26 protein-coding genes are annotated in these 23,694 nt (G+C 71.8%); 14 read left to right on the top strand and 12 right to left on the bottom strand.

All coding sequences use genetic code 11. From position 1 onward, the window contains the following. The first annotated feature begins 395 nt into the window (after positions 1-395). Positions 396-1,022: a DNA polymerase ligase N-terminal domain-containing protein gene (locus ACH4FH_RS16675; protein ID WP_398556560.1), complete on the top strand. Its 627-nt coding sequence runs from the start codon at positions 396-398 to the stop codon at positions 1,020-1,022. Then, complete coding sequence (gene ligD, locus ACH4FH_RS16670) at positions 1,019-2,026, top strand: non-homologous end-joining DNA ligase (protein ID WP_398556559.1); 1,008 nt, start codon at positions 1,019-1,021, stop codon at positions 2,024-2,026. Before ACH4FH_RS16675 ends, ligD begins: the two co-directional genes overlap by 4 nt. Before the next feature lie 55 nt (positions 2,027-2,081). Here ligD and ACH4FH_RS16665 read toward each other — a convergent pair whose 3' ends face one another. Both ACH4FH_RS16665 and ACH4FH_RS16660 read right to left on the bottom strand, forming a co-directional pair. Then, entirely contained in the window at positions 2,082-2,789 is a 708-nt protein-coding gene (locus ACH4FH_RS16665) for an HAD family hydrolase (protein ID WP_398556558.1), read from the bottom strand. Positions 2,790-2,802: 13 nt separating this feature from the next. Beyond that, entirely contained in the window at positions 2,803-3,987 is a 1,185-nt protein-coding gene (locus tag ACH4FH_RS16660) for a zinc-dependent alcohol dehydrogenase (protein ID WP_398556557.1), read from the bottom strand. A gap of 227 nt (positions 3,988-4,214) precedes the next feature. Between ACH4FH_RS16660 and ACH4FH_RS16655 the strand changes: the two genes are divergently transcribed. Continuing rightward, positions 4,215-4,751, top strand: a complete 537-nt coding sequence (locus tag ACH4FH_RS16655; RefSeq protein ID WP_398556556.1) for an isochorismatase family cysteine hydrolase — start codon at positions 4,215-4,217, stop codon at positions 4,749-4,751. 94 nt (positions 4,752-4,845) lie between these two features. On the opposite strand, the gene ACH4FH_RS16650 is transcribed toward ACH4FH_RS16655, so the two are convergent. Further along, on the bottom strand, positions 4,846-5,016 hold the full coding sequence (locus ACH4FH_RS16650; RefSeq protein WP_398556555.1) for a hydrophobic protein: 171 nt from the start codon (positions 5,014-5,016) through the stop codon (positions 4,846-4,848). A gap of 224 nt (positions 5,017-5,240) precedes the next feature. After that, entirely contained in the window at positions 5,241-5,555 is a 315-nt protein-coding gene (locus tag ACH4FH_RS16645; protein WP_398556554.1) for a DUF6479 family protein, read from the bottom strand. 346 nt (positions 5,556-5,901) lie between these two features. On the opposite strand from ACH4FH_RS16645, the gene ACH4FH_RS16640 reads away from it, so the two are divergent. Then, positions 5,902-6,717, top strand: a complete 816-nt coding sequence (locus tag ACH4FH_RS16640) for a VOC family protein (RefSeq protein WP_398556553.1) — start codon at positions 5,902-5,904, stop codon at positions 6,715-6,717. A gap of 169 nt (positions 6,718-6,886) precedes the next feature. Beyond that, complete coding sequence (locus ACH4FH_RS16635) at positions 6,887-7,759, top strand: SigB/SigF/SigG family RNA polymerase sigma factor (protein WP_398556552.1); 873 nt, start codon at positions 6,887-6,889, stop codon at positions 7,757-7,759. Positions 7,760-8,047: 288 nt separating this feature from the next. Here the strand turns inward: ACH4FH_RS16635 and ACH4FH_RS16630 are convergent, their stop codons facing one another. From ACH4FH_RS16630 to ACH4FH_RS16615, 4 genes are all read right to left on the bottom strand, one after another. After that, a complete protein-coding gene (locus tag ACH4FH_RS16630) occupies positions 8,048-8,779 on the bottom strand; it encodes an SDR family NAD(P)-dependent oxidoreductase (protein WP_398556551.1) in 732 nt (243 codons plus the stop codon). A gap of 191 nt (positions 8,780-8,970) precedes the next feature. Then, positions 8,971-9,453, bottom strand: a complete 483-nt coding sequence (locus ACH4FH_RS16625) for a DUF5709 domain-containing protein (protein WP_398556550.1) — start codon at positions 9,451-9,453, stop codon at positions 8,971-8,973. Between the two features lie 50 nt (positions 9,454-9,503). After that, positions 9,504-10,157 carry a phosphoribosyltransferase gene (locus ACH4FH_RS16620; RefSeq protein ID WP_398556549.1) on the bottom strand — a complete coding sequence of 218 codons (654 nt, stop codon included), beginning with the start codon at positions 10,155-10,157 and terminating at the stop codon, positions 9,504-9,506. Between the two features lie 76 nt (positions 10,158-10,233). Next, positions 10,234-10,650: a DUF2795 domain-containing protein gene (locus ACH4FH_RS16615; protein WP_398556548.1), complete on the bottom strand. Its 417-nt coding sequence runs from the start codon at positions 10,648-10,650 to the stop codon at positions 10,234-10,236. A gap of 307 nt (positions 10,651-10,957) precedes the next feature. On the opposite strand from ACH4FH_RS16615, the gene ACH4FH_RS16610 reads away from it, so the two are divergent. Together ACH4FH_RS16610 and ACH4FH_RS16605 are read left to right on the top strand one after the other, a co-directional pair. Further along, on the top strand, positions 10,958-12,094 hold the full coding sequence (locus tag ACH4FH_RS16610; RefSeq protein WP_398556547.1) for a Vms1/Ankzf1 family peptidyl-tRNA hydrolase: 1,137 nt from the start codon (positions 10,958-10,960) through the stop codon (positions 12,092-12,094). Between the two features lie 283 nt (positions 12,095-12,377). Next, positions 12,378-13,370: an SDR family NAD(P)-dependent oxidoreductase gene (locus tag ACH4FH_RS16605; protein ID WP_398556546.1), complete on the top strand. Its 993-nt coding sequence runs from the start codon at positions 12,378-12,380 to the stop codon at positions 13,368-13,370. 73 nt (positions 13,371-13,443) lie between these two features. Here the strand turns inward: ACH4FH_RS16605 and ACH4FH_RS16600 are convergent, their stop codons facing one another. Continuing rightward, positions 13,444-14,019, bottom strand: a complete 576-nt coding sequence (locus tag ACH4FH_RS16600; RefSeq protein ID WP_398556545.1) for a Dps family protein — start codon at positions 14,017-14,019, stop codon at positions 13,444-13,446. A gap of 270 nt (positions 14,020-14,289) precedes the next feature. Between ACH4FH_RS16600 and ACH4FH_RS16595 the strand changes: the two genes are divergently transcribed. Beyond that, positions 14,290-15,171, top strand: coding sequence for a DUF4389 domain-containing protein (locus ACH4FH_RS16595; RefSeq protein ID WP_398556544.1), 882 nt, complete (start codon positions 14,290-14,292; stop codon positions 15,169-15,171). A gap of 39 nt (positions 15,172-15,210) precedes the next feature. Here ACH4FH_RS16595 and ACH4FH_RS16590 read toward each other — a convergent pair whose 3' ends face one another. Continuing rightward, entirely contained in the window at positions 15,211-15,615 is a 405-nt protein-coding gene (locus tag ACH4FH_RS16590) for an ArsR/SmtB family transcription factor (protein ID WP_398556543.1), read from the bottom strand. A 97-nt stretch (positions 15,616-15,712) separates the two neighbouring features. Between ACH4FH_RS16590 and ACH4FH_RS16585 the strand changes: the two genes are divergently transcribed. Together ACH4FH_RS16585 and ACH4FH_RS16580 are read left to right on the top strand one after the other, a co-directional pair. Further along, positions 15,713-17,710, top strand: coding sequence for a heavy metal translocating P-type ATPase (locus tag ACH4FH_RS16585; protein ID WP_398556542.1), 1,998 nt, complete (start codon positions 15,713-15,715; stop codon positions 17,708-17,710). 421 nt (positions 17,711-18,131) lie between these two features. Further along, positions 18,132-18,413 carry a hypothetical protein gene (locus tag ACH4FH_RS16580; protein ID WP_398556541.1) on the top strand — a complete coding sequence of 94 codons (282 nt, stop codon included), beginning with the start codon at positions 18,132-18,134 and terminating at the stop codon, positions 18,411-18,413. Positions 18,414-18,738: 325 nt separating this feature from the next. Here ACH4FH_RS16580 and ACH4FH_RS16575 read toward each other — a convergent pair whose 3' ends face one another. Together ACH4FH_RS16575 and ACH4FH_RS16570 are read right to left on the bottom strand one after the other, a co-directional pair. Then, complete coding sequence (locus ACH4FH_RS16575) at positions 18,739-18,954, bottom strand: ferredoxin (RefSeq protein WP_398556540.1); 216 nt, start codon at positions 18,952-18,954, stop codon at positions 18,739-18,741. Between the two features lie 4 nt (positions 18,955-18,958). Further along, positions 18,959-20,149: a cytochrome P450 gene (locus tag ACH4FH_RS16570; RefSeq protein WP_398556539.1), complete on the bottom strand. Its 1,191-nt coding sequence runs from the start codon at positions 20,147-20,149 to the stop codon at positions 18,959-18,961. A 113-nt stretch (positions 20,150-20,262) separates the two neighbouring features. On the opposite strand from ACH4FH_RS16570, the gene ACH4FH_RS16565 reads away from it, so the two are divergent. The 4 genes from ACH4FH_RS16565 (at position 20,263) to ACH4FH_RS16550 (ending at position 23,359) form a co-directional block, all read left to right on the top strand. After that, positions 20,263-20,859, top strand: coding sequence for a TetR family transcriptional regulator (locus ACH4FH_RS16565; RefSeq protein WP_398556538.1), 597 nt, complete (start codon positions 20,263-20,265; stop codon positions 20,857-20,859). A 276-nt stretch (positions 20,860-21,135) separates the two neighbouring features. After that, a complete protein-coding gene (gene crcB, locus ACH4FH_RS16560; protein WP_398556537.1) occupies positions 21,136-21,600 on the top strand; it encodes a fluoride efflux transporter CrcB in 465 nt (154 codons plus the stop codon). A gap of 43 nt (positions 21,601-21,643) precedes the next feature. Next, a complete protein-coding gene (crcB, locus tag ACH4FH_RS16555) occupies positions 21,644-22,021 on the top strand; it encodes a fluoride efflux transporter CrcB (protein WP_398556536.1) in 378 nt (125 codons plus the stop codon). A gap of 210 nt (positions 22,022-22,231) precedes the next feature. Next, positions 22,232-23,359 carry a PP2C family protein-serine/threonine phosphatase gene (locus ACH4FH_RS16550; protein WP_398556778.1) on the top strand — a complete coding sequence of 376 codons (1,128 nt, stop codon included), beginning with the start codon at positions 22,232-22,234 and terminating at the stop codon, positions 23,357-23,359. Positions 23,360-23,694 lie beyond the last annotated feature (335 nt).

Raw genomic sequence — 23,694 nt, 5'->3', positions numbered from 1 at the left:
GACGATGCGGGGACGACGTCGGTTCACAGCGGCTCCTGCGGTCGAGGCGATGCGCCGGCAGCGCGGACGGCCGCCCGAACGGCACCGCTTACGGGAAAGGCAGTGGGCTCGAATGCCGCGCCTGGGCCGATCGTCCGGCCTCCCGCGGCGGCGGTGGTGGTGACTCCGATGCGGGTTACCGGTCGCGCAACCGCGTACACATGGATTTCCGGCTGAGTTTCCCGATGCGCCGGTGGTCGAAATCGCAACCAACGGGTGGCCGTCCCGGTCCGCCGGTGGCAGCTTCGGCTCCCCGTGCGCCGCCTCAGCAAGCACGCCACAGTGAGAGTGCGGCCGACGGCGGGACGGGCAGGAGCCCTCCGCAGGAGGAACGCCCCGGCGGAAGGGAAGGTCTCGTGCAGGGCAAGGACGAGCTGACGACGTACCGCGGCAAACGGCACTTCGACCGGACCGAGGAACCGCAGGGCAGCCCCGCGCAGCCGGGCGACACCCCGAGCTTCGTCGTGCAGATCCATGACGCGAGCACCATGCACTTCGACTTCCGCCTGGAGGTGGACGGCGTACTGAAGTCGTGGTCGGTACCGAAGGGCCCGCCCGCCGACCCGCACGACAAGCGGCTCGCCGTACCCACCGAGGACCACCCGCTGGACTACCGGGAGTTCGAGGGCGTCATCCCGGCGGGGGAGTACGGCGGCGGCACCGTCATCGTCTGGGACCAGGGCACCTACCGCCCGCACACCCGGAAGAAGAAGGGCAGGACCGTCTCCTTCAGCCAGGCGCTCGCGAACGGGCATGTCTCCTTCTGGCTCGACGGCCGGAAGCTCCGCGGCGGCTATGCGCTCACCCGTTTCCGCGGCGGGGGAGACGCCGGAGGGCGCGAGTACTGGCTGCTGGTGAAGGAGACGGACGACCAGGCGGGGCGGCACCGCGCGCCGGACCCCAAGCGCGCCCGCTCCGCGCTCAGCGGCCGGACCCTGAAGCAGGTGGCCGCAGGGGAAGAGGGGCGGGGGGAGGCACGATGACGGGTCTCCTGGACTCCCTGCCCCCGGCGCAGCAGCAGCTGCTGAACGACGCGGACGGTCACCTCGCGGAACGGCCGATGCTCGCCGTGCTCAGCGACCGCCGGGAGTTCGGCGACGCATGGGTGTTCGAGCGCAAACTCGACGGCATCCGGGCCCTGGCGGCCCGCGAAGACGACCGGACCAGGCTGCTGTCGCGCAGCGGGCGTCCGATGAACAACACCTTCCCCGAGCTGGTCGAAGCCCTCGCCGGCCGGAGCTGCCGCGACTTCACCGTGGACGGCGAGATCGTCGCCTTCTCCCACGGGCGTACCGACTTCTCCCGCCTCCAGCAGCGCATGCAGCTCACCGACCCCGACCGGGCGCGCGCCACCGGGGTCGCGGTGACCTACTACCTCTTCGACCTGCTGCGCCTGGACGGCAAGGACCTGACCCGACTGCCGCTGCGCACCCGCAAGTCACTGCTCCGCCGTGCTCTGGACTTCGACGGCCCGCTCCGCTTCACCCCGCACCGCAATCACGGCGGGCAGCGGGAGCTGGACGAGGCGTGCGCCCACGGCTGGGAAGGGCTGATCGCCAAACGCGCGGACGGACGGTACCTGCCGCGCCGCTCCACCGACTGGCTGAAACTCAAATGCGCCCAGGGTCAGGAGTTCGTCATCGGCGGCTGCACCGAACCCGCGGGCGCCCGGATCGGCTTCGGAGCCCTGCTGATCGGCTACCACGACAGCCGCGGACTGCGCTACGCGGGCAAGGTCGGCACCGGCTACGACCAGGCCACCCTCCGCCGCCTGCGTGCCCTGCTCGACGAGCGGTCCGCACCGCGTTCCCCCTTCGCAGACCCGGTCCGCGAACGCGACGTCCACTGGGTCCGCCCCGAACTCGTCGCCGAGATCGGCTTCTCCGAGTGGACCCGGGACGGCATGCTGCGCCACCCCCGCTACCTCGGCCTGCGCGAGGACAAGCGGCCGCAGGACGTCGTCAAGGAGAAACCCGTCCACGGCTGAGCACCCCTTCCGGTTGCCACCCGGGTCGGGAAGGAGCCCGGCGGCCGGGGCGGGATCAGTCCGCCAGGGGGCTGCTGTCCAGCGCGGAACGCAGCGCGGCGGCGTTCTCGTAGACCGCGGCGGCGCCGGCATCGATCAGCTCGCCGCGGCTGATCCCGCCGGACAGCAGGGCGATGCACGGGACGCCGACACGGGACGCGGCCTGGATGTCCCACACCGTGTCCCCGATGAAGACGGCACGTTCGGGCGGCACCTCCGCCTGCCGCAGGGCCGACTCCACCACATCGGGTGCGGGCTTGCCCTGGTCGACGTCGTCGGAGGTGGTCGCGCCGAGGATGGCGTCGTCGGCGTCGATGGCCTCGCGCAGCGCGGTGAGCTCCGACCCCCGCGCGGACGTCGCCAGGACGACGCGCCAGCCGCGCCCGGCGACCGTGCGCAGCAGCTCGCGAGCCCCGTCGAGGGCGGGCAGGCGCTCGCGCCAGGTGCCGTAGAGCGTCGCATGCGCGGCGGAGATCGCCGCGTCCTGTTCGGTCCGCCGGTCGCGTCCGAGCAGCCGCTCCAGAAGGTGGGCGGAGTCCATCCCGATGGACCGGTGGATCTGCCACATCGGCACCTGGTGGCCGGCCTGGTGCAGCGCCTCCCACCAGGCCACGGTGTGGAGGTAGTTGGTGTCGGCGAGGGTGCCGTCGACGTCGAAGACCGCCGCTCGCGGCTCATTCGGCACGGCCCCGGCCCCGGAATCGGACGTGGAGAAGTCGTTCATCCGACCCACCCCCTCACGGGACCAGCAACGTCTTGATCATGCCGTCTTCCTTGGCCTGGAAGGTCTTGTACGCCTGCGGCCCGTCCTCCAGGGGCAGTTGGTGCGTGGCGAAGCCCTGCACCCCGAGCGGGTCGGCGTCGGTCAGCAGCGGCAGGATGTCGTCGACCCAGTGCCGGACGTTGGCCTGGCCCATCCGCAGCTGGATCTGCTTGTCGAACATCGTCAGCAGCGGCAGCGGGTCCATCGCACCGCCGTAGACGCCGACGACGGAGATCGTGCCGCCCCGCCGGACGGCGTCGATGGCCGTGTGGAACGCCGTCATGCGGTCCACGCCGACCCGCTCCATGAGCTTCTCGGCCAGTGCGTCCGGCAGCAGCCCGACGAGCTGCTGGGCGGCCTTCACACCGGGTGCGCCGTGCGCCTCCATGCCGACGGCCTCGATGACGGCGTCGGTGCCCCGCCCGCCGGTCAGCCGGCGGACCTCGTCACCGACGTCCGACCCGAGTTCGTCGACGTCCAGTGTGTGCACGCTCCGGGATCTCGCCCTGGCCAGCCGCTCGGGCACCAGGTCCACGCCGATGACCTGGCTCGCGCCCTGATGCAGTGCGATCCGGGCGGCCATGTCACCGATCGGGCCGAGGCCGAGGACGGTGACACTGCCGCCCGCCGGGATATCGGCGTAGGCGACGGCCTGCCAGGCGGTGGGCAGCACGTCCGAGAGGTAGACGTACCGCTCGTCCGGCGGTCCGTGCGGCACCTTCACCGGCAGGGTGTTGCCGAAGGGCACGCGCAGATACTCCGCCTGGCCGCCCGGTACCTGGCCGTAGAGCTTGGTGTAGCCGAAGAGGGACGCTCCCATCCCGCGGTCGCGCACCTGCGTCGTCTCGCACTGGGAGTGCAGTCCGCGCGAGCACATCCAGCACTCCCCGCAGGAGACGTTGAACGGCACCACCACGCGGTCCCCGGGGCTCAGCGCGCTGACCGCGGAGCCCACCTCCTCGACGACGCCCATCGGTTCATGGCCGAGGATGTCGCCCACGTCGAGGAACGGCCCCAGAACCTCGTAGAGGTGCAGATCGGAACCGCAGATCCCGGTGGATGTGATCTTGACCAGGATGTCGGTCGGCTCCCTGATCTGCGGATCGGGGACGGTGTCCACCTGCACGTCCCGCTTCCCGTGCCAGGTCAGTGCGCGCATCACGCTCTCCTTCGCGGCATGGGGCAGGCAGCGGTCCGACAGTCAGCAGCGCCTGCCGACCCCCCGGGTTCCCGTGCCCGCGCCGGCCAAACGCGGTGCGGAGCCGACGCGCCCCGTCGCGGACGGCGATGGAGACAGGCCCCCGGCCCGAGCGTGCCCGTCCCGGTCGGGCCAAGGGCTCGACGTACGTCCGCGCCGTCGCGCCCTCCATGTGGTGAACTCACAGCATGTCCGCCAAAGCCCTCATCGTGATCGACATGCTCAACTCGTACGAGCATGAGGACGCCGAAAAGCTGCTCCGCTCGGCGCGGAAGGCCCTGCCGAACATCACCCGGTTGATCGAGCAGGCGCGGGCACACGGCGCCGAGGTCATTTACGTCAACGACAACTTCGGCCTCTGGCGCTCGCACCACGACGAACTGCTGGACGTCGTCCTGCGCGGGCCGCACGCGGATCTGGTCGAGCCGATCCGCCCGGACGAGGACTCACTGTTCGTCGTGAAGGCCCGGCACTCGATCTTTTTCGAGACGCCGCTGGAATATCTGCTGCGTCAGCGCGGCATCGACACGATCGTCCTGTGCGGCCAGGTCACCGAACAATGCGTTCTCTATTCGGCGCTCGACGCCCACATCAGGCATCTGAAGGTCGTTGTCGCCGAGGACGCCTGCGCGCATATCCACAGCGATCTCGCGACGGCGGCACTGCAGATGATGGAGCGCAACATGCAGGCGCGCATCGTGGACAGCGCCGAGGAGATCTTCTGACGGTCCCGCCCGCGGCGGCGGGCGCCCCCTCAGCTCGGCGCACCCGCCCCACGGCCGGGCCGCCGGGGCCGGTCGGCGACGCGAAGAGATGCCGTTACCAGCGATACCACCGTCCGCCCCTGTCACCGGTGCCGGACGACCGTGCGACAAAGCCGATCAGCCAGACCGCCAGCAGGACCATCGCCACGATCCACAGCGCCTTCACTATGAATCCCACGCCGAAGAGAACCAACACGAGAAGCAGGACAAGAAGCAGAGGGACCATCGGTATCTACCTCCGAACGGGCCACAGCCCTTCGTGTCACCATCATGCGCCCGGCCCGTGCCCCGGGCCAACCGCCACAGCCCGCGGCCGGACAGACGGAAGGCCGGTGGGCGGTGTTGCGGGTCGCACGACCCGCAACACCGCCCACCGGCCTTTCTGCCCGCTCGATTCGCCGCGTCAGGTACCGGTCCCTCCGCTGCCGAGCGGACCGCCGCGGTTCTCGTTCACTGCCGCCGTTCCTGCGACGGGCCAGGCCGGGACCCGATGGTCCCGGTGCCCTTGAGCTCATGCGGGGTGAGCCGTTCCTCCCGCTGTGGCACGGGGTCCGGCTCGCGCTCCTCCATCACCTGGCGGACCGGGCCGTCCGCGGGCAGCCTCGGCTGCTCCTGCGGCAGCGGCGGGCCGGGTTCGCGCGCCTTCTTGCGGCGCCCCCAGATGAAGGCCGCGATGAGCACACCAACGATGACCAGGCCGACGACGACGAAGCTCATGGCCGACATGCCCTGGGTGGCTGCAAGCTCCCAATTCGATGTGTCCATGGAAACGGGCGTACCCGGCGAAGTAGCGGGCAATCATCGCCGGAGATCAAGAATGCCTGGTGTGGGCACCGCGGAGAGCGGGCCGGATCAGGGCAACATCACCGGTGCGCCTGGGGAGGGGATCCGGTGCTGCGCCGGGGGCAGCCCGGGGACCCGGACGCACCGGTGATGGTTGCTCCGCGAGTCCACCTCATGGTCACCACCGATGCCAAGCTTCGGCGGGCGTCGGCGTGGCGGAACCTGGTCTGTCGGCCTGCCGGGCGCCCCGTCCGGCGTCCGGCTCGTGCGCGGGCACGGCGTGGCTGGCAGAGTGAAGAGGGGTAAACGAACCAGGAGGCGGATCTCCATGTCGGCCACGGTCCCCGTCGCAGGTTCCGCCACCGCCGGTGCCGTACCGGGCGCGCCGTGCTGGGTGAGCTTGATGACGCACGATCTGCACGGCGCCCAGACCTTCTACGCGGACGTGCTCGGCTGGAGCTTCCGGCCGGGCAGCATGGGCGAGGAATTCGCCGTCGCCTTGGCCGACGGAGAGCCGGTCGCCGGCATCGGAGCGCTGGCCCCGAGGTGGCAGGTCGCCGTCGCCTGGATGCCGTACTTCGCCGTCGAGAGCGCCGACGAGACCGCCGCGCGGGTCCGCGAGCGCGGCGCCACCGTCGCCGTGGGCCCCATGGAACTGGGCGATGGCCGGATGGCCCTGGCCGCCGACCGCGACGGCGCGGTCTTCGGCCTGTGGGCGGGGCAGATTCTCGCGTGGACCATCGGGCACGGAGGCGCGCCCGCCATCCTGGAGTTGCGCACCCGGGACGCCTTCGACGCGGCCATCTTCTACGCCGAGGTCCTGGGGTGGGCGTCCGAGAAGCCGGGCAGCTGCGACGTCACCTACGAGCACGACGAGGTGATCGTGCGCGACGGCACCCAGGTCCTGGCGGCGCTGCGCGGCGGGGGCGTCGAAGCGGCGCCGGACCCGCACGTCCGGCCGCGGTGGCACGTCCACTTCCCGGTCGACGACATCGAGAAGGTCACCGCGTCCGCCGTTGCGGCGGGCGGTGTCGTCACACCCGTGACGCCCACCCCGGACAGCCGCGGGTGTCAGGCGGTGATCCGCGACCCCGACGGCGGGCTCTTCACCGTCTCGACGTCGCAGACATCGCACGGGCGCTGAGCGGCGGCCCCCGTGCGCAGAGGTCCGAATATGTTCCAACGGCGCGGCCGGCCCCACAACTGGCCTTGCGCGTAAGGAGTTTGGGCGGCCGGGGGAGGGAAGGCGCCAGAGGGCAGACACTGTCGCAGCGCAACTGCCCGCACGCACCGACCGCAAGGAGTGATGGCACATGTCCTCGTCGTCCACGGCCCGCGGCACGGGACGAGAGAGCCTCCCGGACACCGCGGCCGCGTTCGCGGAACTGGCGGACCTGCCGCAGGAAGCGCCACGGCGGCGCGAGGTGCGTGAGGACATCGTGTGCGCATGGCTTCCCCTGGCCCACCGGCTGGCCGGGCCCTACAGCGGGCGGGGCGCCGGGGACGAGGATCTGCGGCAGGTCGCCGCTCTCGGTCTCCTCAAGGCCGTGGACCGCTACGACCCCCGCACCGGCTGCCCCTTTCCGGGCTACGCGATCCCCACCATCCGCGGGGAGATCAAGCGCTACTTCCGCAACGACCTGTGGGCCCTGCACGTCCCCCGGCGCACCCACGAACTGCGCACGGAGGTGCACCGGGCCCGCAAGGATCTGGAGATCCGCCCGGGGGCTGCGGTGCCGAGCGTGCGCGACCTGTCCGAGCACACCGGACTCACCGAGAACGAGGTCCTCCTCGGAATGGAAGCGCAGGAGTCCCTCAGCACGCTGTCGCTGGAGCGGCCCCTGTCCACCGAGGCGGACCGGCCCCGCACGCTCGCCGACACCCTCGGCGCCGACGATCCGGCGCTCCGCCTCGTCGAGGAGCGGATCACCGCCACGCCCGCCCTGCACCGCCTGCCGCGCCGCGAGCGGACGATCCTGTACCTGCGGTACTTCCGGGACCTGACCCAACGCGAGATAGCCGCCGAAATGGGAATCTCCCAGATGCACGTCTCGCGGCTGCTGGAGCGCTCCTGCGCCAGGGTCCGGGCCCGGGTGCTCGTCGATGGCTGCGGGCCCGCGGAACGCGGCGGTACGTGGGCGAGGCGGCGAGCGGTCTCCACGCGGCGCCGAGGCGCCCGCGCATGACCCGTACGCCGCGCCGACGCCGTCACGAAGCTTGGCATCCCGGCCGGCATGGGATGGACTCGTGGGGCGGCAATTGCCGGTGCGTCTGGGTCTCCGGCCGGTCCGGCGCGGCACCGGCCCCCAACCCCGGGCACACCGGCGATGCCGCGCCAGGCGGCCGGGGTCCGCGCACCCCGCTCCGCGCGGAAAGGCGCCACACCAAGCCGGCCGAGGAAACCTCAGCCCTGGAACGGTGGGCTCTTGAGGGCTTCGTGGTGATGTGAGGCGGGGGCAGCTCGGCGAGTGCGTTCAGTCGACGACGGCGCCGCCGGTGACATTGACCTCTGTGGCGGTCATGGTCGGCGCGCGGTCGGAGGCGAGGAAGGCCGCGGCGTAGGCGACGTCTTCGAGACGGGGCCGGCGGTGGAGCAGAGTCGCGGTCGCCTCCGGGTCATCCTCGGGCGGGTGGGATGGATCGGGCGAGCCGGGAGAGAGCAGCCAGGCTGACCGGATGCCGTGCGGGCCGAGTTCGCCGGCGAGCTGGCGGCACAGACCGGAGAGGGCGGACCAGGCGATATGGGAGCCGCCGAGGCCAGGGATGGCTTCTCGGCCGCCACCCATGGCCAGGATCACCCCGGTGTGGCGGGGGATCATATGGCGGGCGACGGCGGTGGCCAGAGTCAAGTGGGTGGTGACTGCCTTGGTGACGGGGCGCAGCACGTCTTCGTCGGCCATGTCGACCAGCGGGGTGCCGTGCAGGTCGTCGTTGGAAGTGGCGTTGAAGGCGATATCGATCCCCGCGGAGTGCCGGGCGACGGCGTCGGCGTGCTGCTCGACCGCGGCGCGGTCAGCCGCGTCGAGCGTGGCGACCTCGACACGACCCTCGGATTCGGCGATGGTGCCGGCCAGCTCCACCAGAGGTGCGTGGGTGCGCCCGACCAAGTGGACCGTGGCGCCTTCGCCGGCAAAGACGCGGGCGACCGCGGAGCCAATCGCTCCAGCGCCGCCGTAGATGATCGCGGTCTTGTTCTCCAGCAGCATGACATTCCCTACGTCATCGAAGTTCGATCACCTGGACCCCGCAACTGCACCGCGCTCGCAGGGCGGTACCCCTCAACCGCGTGAACAACGTCCCGGGCCAATTCACCCAGCTGGGCCGATCCGCCACGCCTCCATCCGCTCCTGGAGCGGTGCGCCTGCCCGGCGCCGACGCAGTCGCCCGACACCGGCGCTCAGGCTTCCTCGGCCGTCGTCTCCTCGCCGCTGAACGGAGTGAGGTGGACGGCGGCTTCCTCCGCCGAGGCGGCCCCGCCGTCGATGCCCACGTCGCGCGCGATGATGTCGTTGCTCGACAAGCGCGGGACTCCTTCGTCCGCGCCGACGATCCGCCCGGCGCGCTGGGAGGCCGCCTCGCCGTCGATCGGCTCCCCGTCGCCGCCCGGCTGGTCACCGATCCCGTCGCCGTCCGGTGCCGTGACGTCCGGCACCTCCTCGCTCAGCCGCTGGTCGAGGGATTCGCGGTCGTGCTGTTCCCGGGCCGTCGTCCCCACGCCGTTCACCGCGTAAGGGCGCTCGGGCGGTGAGTAACCCTCGTCCAGGATTTCGTCGAGCCCCGGCTCGTCGAGGGCGTCTTCCATATCGAGGTCGTCGGGGTTGTCCTGCGGATCGGACGCGGACGGTTGATAGACCTCGTCGCCCATTGCTGCGTCTGACATGGCTGCCCTCCTTCTCCCGTAGGCGGAAATTCCCGTAGGCGATAACAGGCTCAGACCGCGCTGCCGAGTCTGTGCAGGATGTCGATGACTTCACTGTCCTGCACCTGATCGAAATTCTCGTACCACTCGCCCACTCCGCGAAAATGCGGCGGCTGGTGTACGGCGAGGAAGTCGTCCGCCTCTCGGCGCGGGTCGGCGGGGGACGCGGGACCGCATACCGGGACCGCCAGGATCAGCCGGGCGGGCTGCCGGCCCCGCAGGTGCCGCAGAGCAGCGCGCGCGGTCACCCCGGTGGCGAGCCCGTCGTCGATGAGAAGGACGGTTCTGCCGCGCACCGCGAGCGGGGCCATGCCCCGGCGGTAGAGGTCCTCGCGCCGGCGCAGCTCCACCCGTTCGCGGGCCACGTCAGGGGCGAGCTGCTGCTCGGTGAGGCCGAGTGCCTCCAGCGCCCGCGGGGCGAAGAGCGGCGGGTCCGCGCCGACGACCGCGCCGATGCCGACCTCCGGGCGACCCGGCATGCCGATCTTGCGGGCGACGAGCACATCCAGTGGTGCGCGCAGGGCTCGTGCCACCTCAGCCGCTACCGGAACACCGCCGCGCGGCAGCGCCAGGACGAGGGGATCGACGAGTTGCCCGTCGACCAGCCACGCGCGCAGCCGATCGGCCAGGGCTCTGCCGGCCTCCCACCGGTCGGCGAATCTCATCACTCGCTCCCTTCGCCCACGGTCCGCTCCGGCCCGCGCCACGGGCCGGACGGCCGATGCCGCCGGACCGGACGCGTCAGTTGCGTCGGTCCTCGACGCCGAGCCCGAGGGACTCGACGATGCTCTGGACGTTGCCGAAGCGCTCGTGCGCCGGAAGGCTCTCGGCCAGTTCGATCAGCCGGTCCGGCGCGTGGTTGCTCCGCAGCGTCCGGAGGAGGGCACTGCGTTCGGCGGGGTACACGCTCCGGCCGAGATACTGGGCGAGTTCGGAGCGCACGCCCACGTCCGTCGCGGTCATACCGTGCGGTGTGCCGCCGGTGAGGACGGTGTCCGGGGCCCACGTCGCCTGTGGCTGGTCCTCGCCCGCCGGCTGCAGCTCCCGCTGCTCCTCGACGCGCAGGTACCGGTCTGCCGTCAATTCCCCCCGCAGTTGCTTCTTCATCATTTCGTCCCGGGCGGGGCCGATCTTGTCCGCGCCGTGTTCCATGGCCATTACTGACCTCCAGGGATCGTGCTGACATCACCCGGCACGCCACTCGCCGTGCAGGCGGTATCTGCGTACCGAGTTCCCCCTATCCCTCCGCAGTAACAGCTGTACGGAGCAGATTCAAAGCAGGGCCACGGAGGCCGTACGGGCGTACACCGTGGGTGACCGCATATCGGGTGCAACGGCGGGCGCATATGGCTTTCCATAACGGGCACCTGGGGGCTGTCCGACGAAACCCGCGAGACTCGATACCCGAGAAGACCGAGAACATCGATCGACCGCGAAAACCCCGAGAAACCGAGGAGGCAGCGCCATGCGACTCTCGCTCCTTCAACCGGTCATCGACCGGCCGGGCCCCTGGGCGTCCGTCTACGCCGACATGTCCCACAGCACCGCGGACGCGACGAAACAGCAGGAGCTGATGGCGAGCGCGATCGCCGACAAGCTGTTCGGGCTCGGCGCGGACGAGGCCACGATCGGAGCCGTCCACGAGACGCTGGCCACGCTGCGCACCGGTGAGCCGGGGGCGACGGTCGGGCGTGCGCTGTTCGCCACCCACGGCGAGGTCGTCCTGGACACCGCGCTGCCCGGGCGGCCCTCCGCACCGTTCGCCACCTGGGGCCCGCTGCCCCGGATCACTCCGCTGCTGGAGGCGTTCGGCGACGACCCGGTCTGCCTGGTCGCCTACGTCGACCGCACCGGAGCCGACTTCGTGGTGCGCAGCGACCGGGGCCGCGACGACGCCGGCCATATCGACGGCGCCGACTGGCCCATCCACCGCACCGCGTCGGCGGACTGGTCCGAACGCCACTTCCAGACCAAGGTGGAGAACACCTGGGAGCACAACGCCGTGGAGATCGCGGACGCGGCCCGGGATGCGTTCGAGAGCTGCGGGGCCGAGGTCATGCTGCTGGCGGGCGATCCGCGCGAACGCCGGGCCGTGCACGACAAGCTGCCCGAACAGGTGCGCGCCGTGGCCTACGAGAGTGATCACGGCGGGCGGGCCCCCGGCGCGGAGAGCGAGCGCCTGGAGCGCGACATCGCCCATGTCCGCGCGATGCACGAGCGGGAGCACGTCCATGAGGTGGCGGGCCGCTTCCGTACCGGCTCCGGGCCCGGCGGCAGCGGCGCGCCCTACGCCGCGGCCGGAGTACCCGCCCTCGTCGAGGCCGCGCGCGAACACCGCATCGACACCCTGCTGGTCAGCCCGGAGAGCGCGGACGCCGGCCAGGAGATCTGGGTCGGGCCGGGCGCCGACCAGATCGCCGTACGCGGCTCGGAACTGCAGTACCTGGGTGAGGTGCACCCGGCCGCCGCCCGCGCGGACGACGCCCTGGTGCGCTCGGCCGTGGCGAACGGCGCGGAGGCCGTCGTGGTGCGCGACCCCGAGGAGGTGCCGGCCGGCGGTCTCGGGGCCATCCTGCGCTGGTCCGAACCCCGAAACGCCTGAGCACGCCACCGGCCGCCCGTACCGGGCCGCTTACGGGGCCGGGCCACGTGAACTGACGGCCCGGACGCACAGCTCCTGTGCGTCCGGGCCGTCACCCACGGGACCCGTCGGTGGGGATTGCGTTGCGCGGTGAGCACCGTGAGCGCGCCGGCGACGGGTCATCCGGGAAAGAACCGGCCCCGAGGTTACATTCGGCGCGTGACGGGCACCCGGAAGCCCCGCTCCGGGGGCGACGGCTCGCCGGGCGGAGGACCGCCCACGCCGGCACAGGGAAGGGTTCGCCATGCGCATGTTTTCCAGCGCTCCGAGGATCGAAGGTCTCACCGCCGTCGTCACGGGCGGCTCCCGCGGGCTCGGGCTGCTCATGGGCCGCCAACTGGCCCGGCGGGGCTGCGATGTCGTGCTCCTCGCCCGGGACGAGCCGGAGCTGGCCAGGGCCGTCGGCCAGTTGAAGAACACCGTCGGCGGCTCGGTGCGTGGCGCGGTCTGCGACGTACGGGACAGGGCAGCGGTGCAGGAGGAGTTCGAGAGGATCGCCGGTCGCCACGGCGGGATCGACATCGTCATCGCCAACGCCGGCATCATCCAGGTCGGGCCCGCCGACGCGCTGGGGCGTGACGGCTTCGAGGAATCGCTGGACTCCATCTTCCGCGGCGCCCTCAACACCGCACTCGAAGCCCTGCCCTACCTCCGCCGCAGCGATGCCGGCGGCAGGCTGGGGCTGATCGGCTCCATCGGCGGCCTGATCGCGGTACCCCATCTTCTGCCGTATTCCTGCGCGAAGGCGGCGGTCGCCGCGCTGGCCGAAGGGCTGCACGCGGAGGAGTCCGCGCACGGCGTGACCGTGACCGGAGTGCATCCGGGCCTGATGCGCACGGGCTCCCATCTGCACGCCTACTTCGGGGGTGACAAGCGCCGTGAGTACGCCTGGTTCTCGGCGCTCGCCGGCGCCCCCGTACTGTCCATGGACGCCGAGCGCGCGGCGGAGCGCATCGTCTCCGGGCTCCAGCGGCGGCGTACCCGCATCGTTCTGACGCCGGCCGCGCGCCTCGGCGCGGTGATGCACGGGGTGGCGCCCGTGACGACGACGCGTCTGATGTCGGTGATGGTCCGCGCGCTGCCCAGCGGGGGCGGCCGGGGAACGGACGAGGGCGCCACGGTGGAAGCCTTCGGCCAGCCGCCGGCCCCGCGGCTCCGCGCGGTGGTGAGCGCCCTCAACGAGCGCGCTGCCGACCGCTTCAACCAGCGGGGCGGCCCGGCCACCGGCAACAGGTGAGCGGCCCGCACGAGGTGACGCGGCGCCATGGCCTCCGGCCGGTGGGCCGGTGGGCCGCAGCGGCGCGGCGGGCTCAGGGCTCCTTGCGTGCCTTCTCGGCGGCCTTGCGGGCCGCGTTGACCTCCCCGGTGGCGTCCGCCGTACTGAGCTTTCCGCCGGCGCTCTCCAAGTGGGCCCGTACGAACCACTGGAACAGTTCGAGCGACCTCAGGTGCTCGATCAGCAGGTCCTGGGTGACGGGATCGGTCTCGTCGGTCGCGGCCACCGCCTCACGGTGATCCCGGATCACGCCGGTGTAGACGATGTCCAGTGCGCCCAGGTGCTCGATGGCCTGGGCCCGGCCGATGGCGTAGTCGCCCCAGGTGCGCTCCGCCACCAGCGCACCGGGAGTGCCGGCCGGCGAGCCGCCCAGCGTCGAAATGCGTTCCGCGGTGTCGTCGATCATGCCGCGCACCGCTTCGACCTGCGGGTCGAGCATCTCGTGGACCGCGATGAAATGCGGCCCCACGACGTTCCAGTGCACGTGCTTGAGCGTGAGCGCCAAGTCGTTGAGCGCGTGCAGCCGCAGCCGCAGCCGCTCGATGACCCGGCCGCCCTCCGCCTCCGTCATACCGGGGACCGTGTAGGCAGGGTTCTTGCTCGCGGCCATCGTGACCTCTCCTGTTCGCCGGCATCCGAATGCGGACGTGTGCCACCGCCGGGGTGGCCCGCCCGCACCCACACCAGCACCGGCGACGGGGCCTCGCCATCGGCACTAGGCCGACTGCCCGGCATATTCGTTCCGACCGGTTCACCCCGCGAACCCTCTGCCGAGGGGCCCGCCATCTCACCGACCCGGCCACCCCATTGGCCCCGGCCACATGCGGGCCTGCCCGGAATGGCGCAGCATCGCAGCAACCTGACCGGAAGGAAGCGTGCGATGACAGATGGCCGGTGGGGCCCGGACCGTGCGGCTGGGAGCAGCACCGAATGGCTGTCCGCCCTGGACATCCCCGAGCCGGGACCGCAGAGCAGGCTCACCGTCCTGCTGCGGCTGCTCCTGCTGATCCCGCACTTCGTCGTGCTGTTCTTCCTGTACATCGCGGCGTTCTTCACGGTGATCGCCGGTTGGTTCGCCGCCCTGGTGCTGGGACGTCTGCCGGAGCCGATCTTCCGGTTCCTGGGCGGCTATCTCGGCTATCACACCCGGGTCGGTGCCAGTGCGATGCTGCTGGTGGACCGCTATCCGCCCTTCACACTGACGCCGCCGGCGGACTACCCGGTCCAGATCGCGCTGCGCCCCGAACCCCTCAACCGCCTCGCGGTGTTCTTCCGCCTCATCCTGCTGATCCCGGTCGCCATCGTGGAAAGCCTGGTCACCTGGGGATGGTGGGCCCTGTGCCTCATCTGGTGGCTGATCACGCTGATCCTCGGGCGCATGCCGCGCCCGTTGTTCGAGGCATCGGCCGCCACTCTGCGCTACCAAATGCGCTACTACGCCTACGGGATGCTGCTCACGTCGGCCTACCCCAAGAGGCTCTTCGGAGACCGGGCGACCGTCACGGAGGAACCGGCCCGGTCGGCCGTCACCGGGGAACCGGCCCGGTCCGCCACGAGGCCCCTGCTCGTCAGCGACCTCGGCAAGGCCCTGATCGTGCTGTTCCTGGTGGCCGGCGTTGCCTGTGGCTCGACGTCCTCCTTCGCGTCGCACACCGAGGACGACGAGTTCAAGTACACGGGCAACGGGGCCCACCGGCAGCCTCTGTCGTATCCCGGTTGTCCGGTCGGCACGCGGGCCGGCGCGTGGTGCGCCCACAGGTGATCCGGCGCGGCGTGTGAACTGCCGCGGCGCGTAGGGCCGTTACGGCTCGACGGGCCCGGGTCGCCGCGCCGCCTCCGCCGCTTCGACGGGGTGGTCGCGCACGCCGAGTCGCAGGTGCTCGACGTGGAACAGCGCCTGGTCGAGGAGTTCGGCGACGTGGTTGTCGTACAGGGCGTAGATGATCGAGCGGCCCCGGCGCTCGCCGGTGACGAGACCGAGATTGCGCAGCAGCCGGAGCTGATGGGAGCAGGCGGACTGCTCCATGTCCACGGCCTCGGCGAGATCGCCGGCCGCGCAGGGGCCCTCCTGGAGGCGGGCGAGGATCCGCAGCCGGGACGGGGTGGCCAGCGCCTGGAGGGTCGCGGCGACATCCGCGGTGCCCACGGTGTCGAGACGTTCGCGTGTCGTGGCGGCGGTGCTCTTGTCGTCGACTCCATGGCCCATGGGCGCCATCCTACAAGAGATACATGAAGAGCTGTTCATTCATTCCTGTATGGTGGAAGGGTTGCCGCCGCCGACTGCGAAAAGGGGCTCCCTCGCCATGTCTTCCACCGTCACCGAGCGCCCCGCACCGGCGGCGGGTGGCCGCGGGCCCGTTGCTCCCCGGCGGCGTACGCGCGTCTTCGCCCTGCCCGAAGTGCGCTGGGCCGCCGCGTCGTTGGCGCTGTTCCTGGTGGCCCTGCCCCTGCAACTGGCCGGAGTCCCGGCCTGGCTGTCCGGTCCGCTCTATGCGGCCGCCTACATCACCGGGGGCTGGGAGCCGGCCTGGTCCGGGCTCCGGGCGCTGCGCGACAGGACGCTCGACGTGGACCTGCTGATGATCGTCGCGGCGGTCGGCGCGGCCGCGATCGGGCAGGTGATGGACGGCGCGCTGCTCATCGTCATCTTCGCCACCTCCGGCGCCCTCGAAGCCCTGGCCACGGCCCGGACCGCGGACTCCGTACGCGGCCTCCTCGACCTCGCGCCCACCACCGCCACCCGCCTTCTGGACGACGGCGGCGAGGAGGCCGTGCCGACCGACGGCCTCGCGGTCGGCGATGTCATCCTCGTGCGCCCCGGTGAGCGCGTCGGCGCCGACGGCCGGGTACTGGACGGCGCCGGGGAGGTCGACCAGGCCACCATCACCGGCGAACCCCTGCCGGTGGCGAAGGAAGCGGGCGACGAGGTGTTCGCCGGCACCCTGAACGGCACGGGCGCGCTGCGCGTGAAGGTCGAACGGGACGCCGCCGATTCGGTGATCGCCCGCATCGTGGCCATGGTCGAGGAGGCGTCCGGGACCAAGGCCCCGACCCAGCTCTTCATCGAGAAGGTCGAACAGCGCTACTCCATCGGCATCGTGCTGGCGACCCTGGCCGTCTTCGCCGTCCCGCTCGGCTTCGGCGCCGACCTGACGGGGAGCCTGCTGCGAGCCATGACCTTCATGATCGTCGCCTCGCCGTGCGCGGTGGTGCTGGCCACGATGCCTCCGCTGCTGTCCGCCATCGCCAACGCCGGCCGCCACGGCGTGCTGGTGAAGTCCGCCGTCGTCATGGAGCGCCTCGGCCGGATCGATGCCGTCGCGCTCGACAAGACCGGCACGCTCACCGAAGGGACTCCGCGCGTCATCACCATCCGCCCTCTGGAGGGCAGCGCCCTGACCGAGGACGCCCTGCTGGCGACGGCGGCCGCGGCGGAGCACCCCAGCGAACACCCCCTGGCACGCGCCCTGGTGCGCGCGGCCCGCGAGCGTGGACTGGAGCTACCGGCCGCGGAGGACTTCCGCTCCACGCCCGGGACCGGCGTGACCGCCACCGTCCGGGGCCGGACGATCGCCGTCGGCGCACCGGCCCGGCTGCTGCGTACGTCCGAAGGCTCCGAGCCGGGCCAAGTCCCCTCCCTCACCCGCGACATGGAGGAGGACGGCCGCACCGCGGTCCTCGTCCTGCGCGACGGTGTCCCGGTCGGCGTCCTGGCAATCGCCGACCGGCTGCGCCCGGACGCGGCCCCCACCGTCACGGCGCTGCGTACGCTGACCGGCGCTGCCCCCACCCTCCTGACCGGCGACAACCCTCGCGCCGCCGTACGCCTCGCGGCCGAGGTCGGCATCGCCGACGTACGCGCCGGACTGCTGCCCCAGGACAAGGTGACGGCAGTCCGGGAGATGGCGGCCACCGGGCAGAAGGTGCTGGTCGTCGGCGACGGCGTCAACGACGCCCCGGCGCTGGCCGCCGCGCACACCGGCATCGCCATGGGGCAGGCCGGTTCGGACCTGGCCCTGGAAACCGCGGACGCGGTCATCGTCCGCGACGAACTGGCCACCGTCCCCGCCGTGGTGGCTCTCTCCCGCGCGGCCCGCCGACTGGTGGTGCAGAACCTGGTCATCGCCGGGGTGTTCATCTCCGGCCTGGTCATCTGGGATCTGGCCGGCCATCTGCCCCTGCCGCTGGGCGTCCTCGGCCACGAAGGCTCCACCGTCGTCGTCGGTCTCAACGGTCTGCGCCTGCTACGGGACGCCGCTTGGCGCCGGGCCGCCGCACCGTCACCGTCCGGTGCTCCCTGACGCCGCAACGCACCGCACCACACCACTGAACGGCACTGAACGGCACCGCACCGCACGTCGCTGCCGCGGGCCGTGGCTGGACCCGTCCGGCCCCGTTCGCCCTTCAGGGGCCGCGGAGGCCGCCATCAGGGCGGGGCGACCGCCGTCAGGACCGGGAAGGCCCTGTCAGGGCGATGACGGGGCGGGGAGTTACGCCAGGTGGTGCGACGGGCCCGAACGAATGACGTCGGGCCGCCAACCTTGCCGGGGGAACGCAGCGCCTTCTTCGCACGGGCCGGCGCGCACCCTCGGCCGGCAATTCCTCGTCCGGCAGCCCGCTACGGCGCCCAGCTGCCCGTTTACGTGTCCGTCGGCGAATTGAGCCCGCCTTGCGCCGGCGTTCGGGTGGGCATGTGGGGGCTGGGGTTGATAGGGAGGGGGTATGAGCGAAATACCTCCGGTTTTGACCGTGACCGCTGTCAGCACCATCGGGGCCACCGATCTCCAGGACGACGACGCCTCGGACTCGTGGATGGTGATCGAGACGGCCGAGAAGGGCCAGCTGCTGCTGAACCTTCCCGGCCCGCTCTACCGCGCCATGCGCCAGGCGACCGAGCTCCCCGCGGACGAGCCCGGCCCCGGCCGCCTGGCCCTCACCGACCGGGAGATCGCCGCCTACCGCGCCCGCATCGCCGAGATGACCAGCGCGGAGCGGAGCCGGTAACACCGCCGGCCCGGGCCCTTCCCGGGGACGCAGGCCAAGCGGCTCGCCGACGTGGAGAGCGGCGGGCCGGGGTCGGCGTTGCCCCGTTCGGCCTACGCAGGGCCGCCCGGTAGGAGGTGACCCGTGACCCGGCCGCGGCGACCGGGCAGGGGACGGTGCGGTAGCCCGGTCGGCGGGGGCGGCGTCCGCCGTAGCCGTAGCCCGAAGACGGCCCCGGAGCCCAAGCCGTTCGGTTCCGAGACCGTTCGGTTCCGAGACCGTTCGGGCCCATAAGGACGCGCCCTCACGGCCGGGTCTCACCCCAGGGACCCGTGAGCCCGGTGCCCTATGGACGGGGCCCGATGATCTCGTCCCCCTCCCGGACGGTGATGGCCATCGCCGGGCAGACGTCAGCGGCGTCCAGTGCCCGGTCGTCCTCCGCGATCTCGGGATGCAGCGGGCGCGAATGCGGACCGTCCAGCGTGAACAGCTCGGGCGCGATGCCTGCGCATGCCCCGGACGCGATGCACTGGTGTGCGTCGACCTCCACCTTCCACGTCATGTGCTCACCACCCCACCGGCATGACGCGCGGCCCGCGCACCAGCATCTGGCTCTTCCATGCCACGTCGCCGGCCAGATGCAGGCCGGGGAAGCGGGTGAGCAGCGCCCCGAGCGCCTCCTGGAGCTCCAGGCGCGCCAGCGGCGCCCCCAGGCAGTGGTGCACACCGTGGCCGAAACCGAGGTGCTGGTTCGCGGTGCGGGAGATGTCCAGCGTCCCCGGCGCACCGAAGCGCAGCGCATCCCGGTTGGCCGCTCCCACCGCGACGAGGACGGGCGTCCCGGCACGGACGAGCGTGCCGCTGACATCGATGTCCTCCTTGGCGTAGCGCGGCTGACTCGCCCCGCTGCCCAGCGGCACGAACCGCAGTAACTCCTCCACCGCGCTGCCGATCAGCTCCGGCTGGGCGCGCAGCAGGGCGAGTTCGTCCGGGTGGTCCAGGAGCGCCAGCACGAAGTTGGGGATCTGGGTGGCGGTGGTCTCATGGCCCGCCACCAGGATCCCGACGCACAGGTCGACGAGTTCGAGTTCCGAGAGCCGGTCGCCGACGTCCCGGGCGTCGATGAGCGCCGTCATCAGATCGTCCTGGGGGTTGTGGCGGTGCTCGGCGATCAACTGGCCCATGTATGCACGGAGTTCTTCGAGGTTCGCGTCGAACTCCGCGGCGGTCAGCGAGCTGGTCGACAGTGCCGCGTCGCTCCACACCCGGAACCGCGGCCGGTCCTCGGCCGGCACGCCGAGCAGGCGGCAGATCACGGCGACCGGGATGGGCAGGGCGAAGCGGTCCACCAGGTCGGCCGGCGGGCCGGCGGCCGCCAGCTCGTCGAGCAGTTCATGCGTCAGCTCCCTGACCTGCGGCCTGAGCCGCTCGACCTGACGGACGGTGAACGCCTTGGCCACCAGGGAGCGCAGACGGGTGTGGTCCGGCGGGTCCATGCCCAGGATGCCGCTGGTACGGCGCCCTTCGGACTGCCGCGGTTCGTCGTGCAGGGCACTGTCGGCCCGGCTGAAGCGCTGATCGCCCAGGACGAGCCGCGCCTCGTCGTAGCGGGTGACGAGCCAGGCGGGCTCGCCGTAGGCCATCCGTACCTTCAGCAGGCCGGGACGGCTGCGTGCCTGCTCGTACTCGACGGACAGCTCAAGGCTCTCGGGGACGTTGAACGGGTAGGAGACGGGTGCTGCGTCGGCTGTGGTCATGGAGACCTCCCTTGTGTAAGCACCTGCTTACTTACCGTAGGACGCTCCTTGGGGGCGGTCAACGACGCATAGTGGCCGTCTGTGTGACGGTCCATCGGAAAGGAGTTCGGTGAATGGGGCAGTCCCCGCACCACGGCTCGGCGGACGCACCCCGCCGGGACGCCCGAGGCACCCGCCTGCTGTTGCTCGACGCCGCCTCGGCGCTGTTCGCCGAACGCGGCTACGAACGGTCGACGGTCCGCGACATCGCGGCGCGGGCCGGCGTCAACCAGGCTCTGCTGTTCCGGTACTTCGGTTCGAAGAAGGCCCTCTTCGGAGAGGTGATGGCACGCGGCGGGCACGAGCAGCTGCGCGCCACGCCCGCGGAGCGGCTGTTCGAGGTCGCGCTGCGCGGCATGCTGGCCGGCGACGGGGGCTCCGCGGACCGCGCCCTGGAGGTGTGCCTGCGATCCATCGGCGGCAGCGACGAGATCGCCGAGGCGCTGCGAGGGCTGGGGGAGGAGTACGCCGAGGTCCTGTCGACGCTCGCCGAGGCCGATCACCGCGGCCTGCGCGGAGACCTGGCACTGTCCTGGCTGCTGGGCATCGGCCTGATGCGGGTGGTGGTAGGGAAGGAGCCGCTGGCGAGCGCTGACCCCGACACCGTGTGCAGGCTCGTCGAGGGCGCGCTCGGACAGCTGCTTGAGGGGCTGCCGCAGGAGAAGGCGTAGGGTCCCGGCGTCTTCGGGGCGCATGCGGCCGATGGCCGGTTCCAGCCGGTGCGTCCTGGCCCTCCCCGCGTGTGGTGCAGGGCGGGACGTCGCGCGCGGCCGGGGGAGCGGACCGGGTAATCTGGACGTCTGCGGGGCCGTCGGCCACCGCGCGGCGGTGGGGCCCGCCGTTGACGAACCGCAGCGAGGAAGCTGCCAACGGTCCCTACTTGCAAGGAAGCGCGCCCGCATGCGGCGTACGGCGAGTAGGAGTCACACGGTGAAGGCCCGCATCACATGGTGAACGAACCCGTCGATCCCGATGTCGACCTGCACGTGCCCGCCCAGCGACGGGAGCTGCTGCGGGGACAGTGGTCGGTGCCCGCCGTCGTCGCGTTGGGCGGCGCGGCAGGCGCCGTCGCCCGCTACGCCGCCTCCCTCTGCTGGCCCACGGCACGCGACGCCTTTCCCTGGACCACGCTGGGCGTCAACGTCGTCGGCTGCGCCGTGATCGGTGTCTTCATGGTCGTGATCAGCGACGTGTGGGCGGCGCACCCTCTCGTCCGGCCCTTCTTCGGCACCGGAGTCCTCGGCGGCTTCACCACCTTCTCCACCTACGCGGTGGACATCCAGCATCTGGTGGCGGCGGGCCGGGCCCGAACCGGCATGGCCTACCTGGCCCTCACACTGACCGCGGCACTGCTGTCGGTGTGGATCGCCGCGACGCTCACCCGTCGCGTGGTGAAGTGGAGGCAGCGGTGAAGACCACCCCGGCCCTGCGCCACGGGCGCGGTGAGGAGAAGCGGTGAGCTGGCTGCTGGTCATCGTCGGGGCCGCGGTCGGCGCCCCGTTGCGCTATCTCACGGACCGGTTCGTGCAGTCCCGGCACGAGTCGGTCTTCCCCTGGGGCACCTGCCTCGTCAACGTTGCAGGGTGTCTCCTCCTCGGCCTGCTGACCGGCGCCGTGGCCGGCGGCGCCGCCCCCTCCTCGCTGCAACTGCTGCTGGGCACCGGCCTGTGCGGCGCCCTGACGACCTATTCGACCTTCTCGTACGAGACGCTCCGCCTGGCCGAGGGCGGCGCGCGCTTCTTCGCCGTGGCGAATGTCGTGGTCAGTGTGGTGGCCGGCCTGGGCGCGGTCTTCGCGGGCGTGGCGCTCGCGGAGGCGGTGTGGGGCGGGTAGGAGGCCGCGGAACGCAACCGGGCCGGGGCCAAGGGGCCGTGGCATCGGATGCTGCCGCCGGATGGCCGTTTCGGATGGCGCTCTCAGGTGAACCGGGACTTGGATTTAGCCAGCATGTTCAGCGTGCGTGGGGTGTCGCGGGAGGTGAGGCGTGTGACGGACGGGAGGCTCGCGGCGAACAGCGGCGAGAGCCTGCTCCAGGAGTTCCGGATGGACGTGCACACCACGGCGCCGATGAAGCTGCCCGCCCTCGTCGACCGGTACGCCGCGAAGCTCGGCCTGCGGCGGGTGGTGATCTACCTGGTCGACCTCCAGCAGCGCAGGCTCACGCCCCTGCTGGGCGGGGACCAGCTCGGGGTGGACGACTCGCTGGCCGGCTGGGCGTATCGCACGCTGGCGCTGCGCGTGGAGGAGACCAGCTCCGACGCGTTGATCGTCTGGCTGCCGCTCGTCGACGGCGTGGAGCGGCTGGGCGTCGTGGGCATGCACATGGATGCGCTGGACGCCGCGCGGCTGCGCCGCTGCCGGACCCTGGCCTCGGTCCTCGCGATGGCGATCACGTCCAAGAGGGCGTTCAGCGACCGCTTCGTCCAACAGGCCCGCACCGAGCCCATGACGCTCCCCGCCGAGATGGTGCGTGCGCTCCTGCCGCCACGCACCATCGGGTGCGACCGGGTCGTCTCCACCGCCGTACTGGAACCGGCCTACCGGCTCGGGGGCGACGCGTTCGACCACTCGCTGACGGAGTCCACCCTGCACGCCGTGATCCTCGACGCGATGGGGCACAACCTCGCGTCGGGCATGACCACGGCCATCGCCATGGCGGGCTGCCGCAGCGCCCGTCGTATGGAGGCCGGGCTGCCCGAACTCGTCAAGACCGTGGACGACGTCCTCGCCGAATGGCTCCCCGACCAGTTCTGCACCGGTATCGCCACCGAGCTGGATCTGGCCGACGGCGTGCTGAGTTGGTGCAACTGCGGTCATCCGTCACCGCTGCTCATCCGCGATCACAAGGTCCTCGACAATGCCCTGGACCGGCCCGGCGAACCGCCGATGGGCACGCCGGCCAGGCTCGCCGGTAGGCCACGCGAGGTGCACCGGATGGCGCTGGAGCCGGGGGACCGGGTCCTGCTCTACACCGACGGTGTGACCGAAGCGCGCACGACCGGCGGAGCGCAGTTCGGACTGGAAGGCTTCACCGATTCCATCATCAGAGCCACCGCCGCCGGCGAACTCGCCGCCGAGGCGCTGCGGCAGCTGATCCACTCGATTCTGGAGCACGACACGCTCGGAGACGACGCCACGATCCTGCTGATCGAATGGCGCCCGCCGTCGTGACCGAGCCGGTCACCGACGCGCCCGCGGCCCGGGGGCGGTAGCTGACCCCGTCATGCGGTTCCCGGGATGAGCGAGGAGTACGCCGGGCCCCCATCGGAAGGTCCGCTCGCACCCGGGAGCGTCACAGGTCAGCAGCACCTGAAGGTCCACGGCCCCGTCCTGATGCCGGTGGCGCGCCCGGACGCAGGCCCGGTGCCACGAGTCGTCGACCCAGATCCATGCGGCCGGCTCGTGCCCCGGCACGTAGACGTCCGTCCGGACGCCGCCCGGATCGTGCGCGGCGCGGGCCGTCACCTCGACGGGCTCGATGGCAGGGCGGTGCTGCGGGCGCTCCC

Source organism: Streptomyces sp. NPDC017993, assembly GCF_044328065.1.
Lineage (GTDB): Bacteria > Actinomycetota > Actinomycetes > Streptomycetales > Streptomycetaceae > Streptomyces.
The sequence above is the reverse complement of the archived record's forward strand: the minus strand, read 5'-3'. Positions and strand labels throughout refer to the sequence as shown.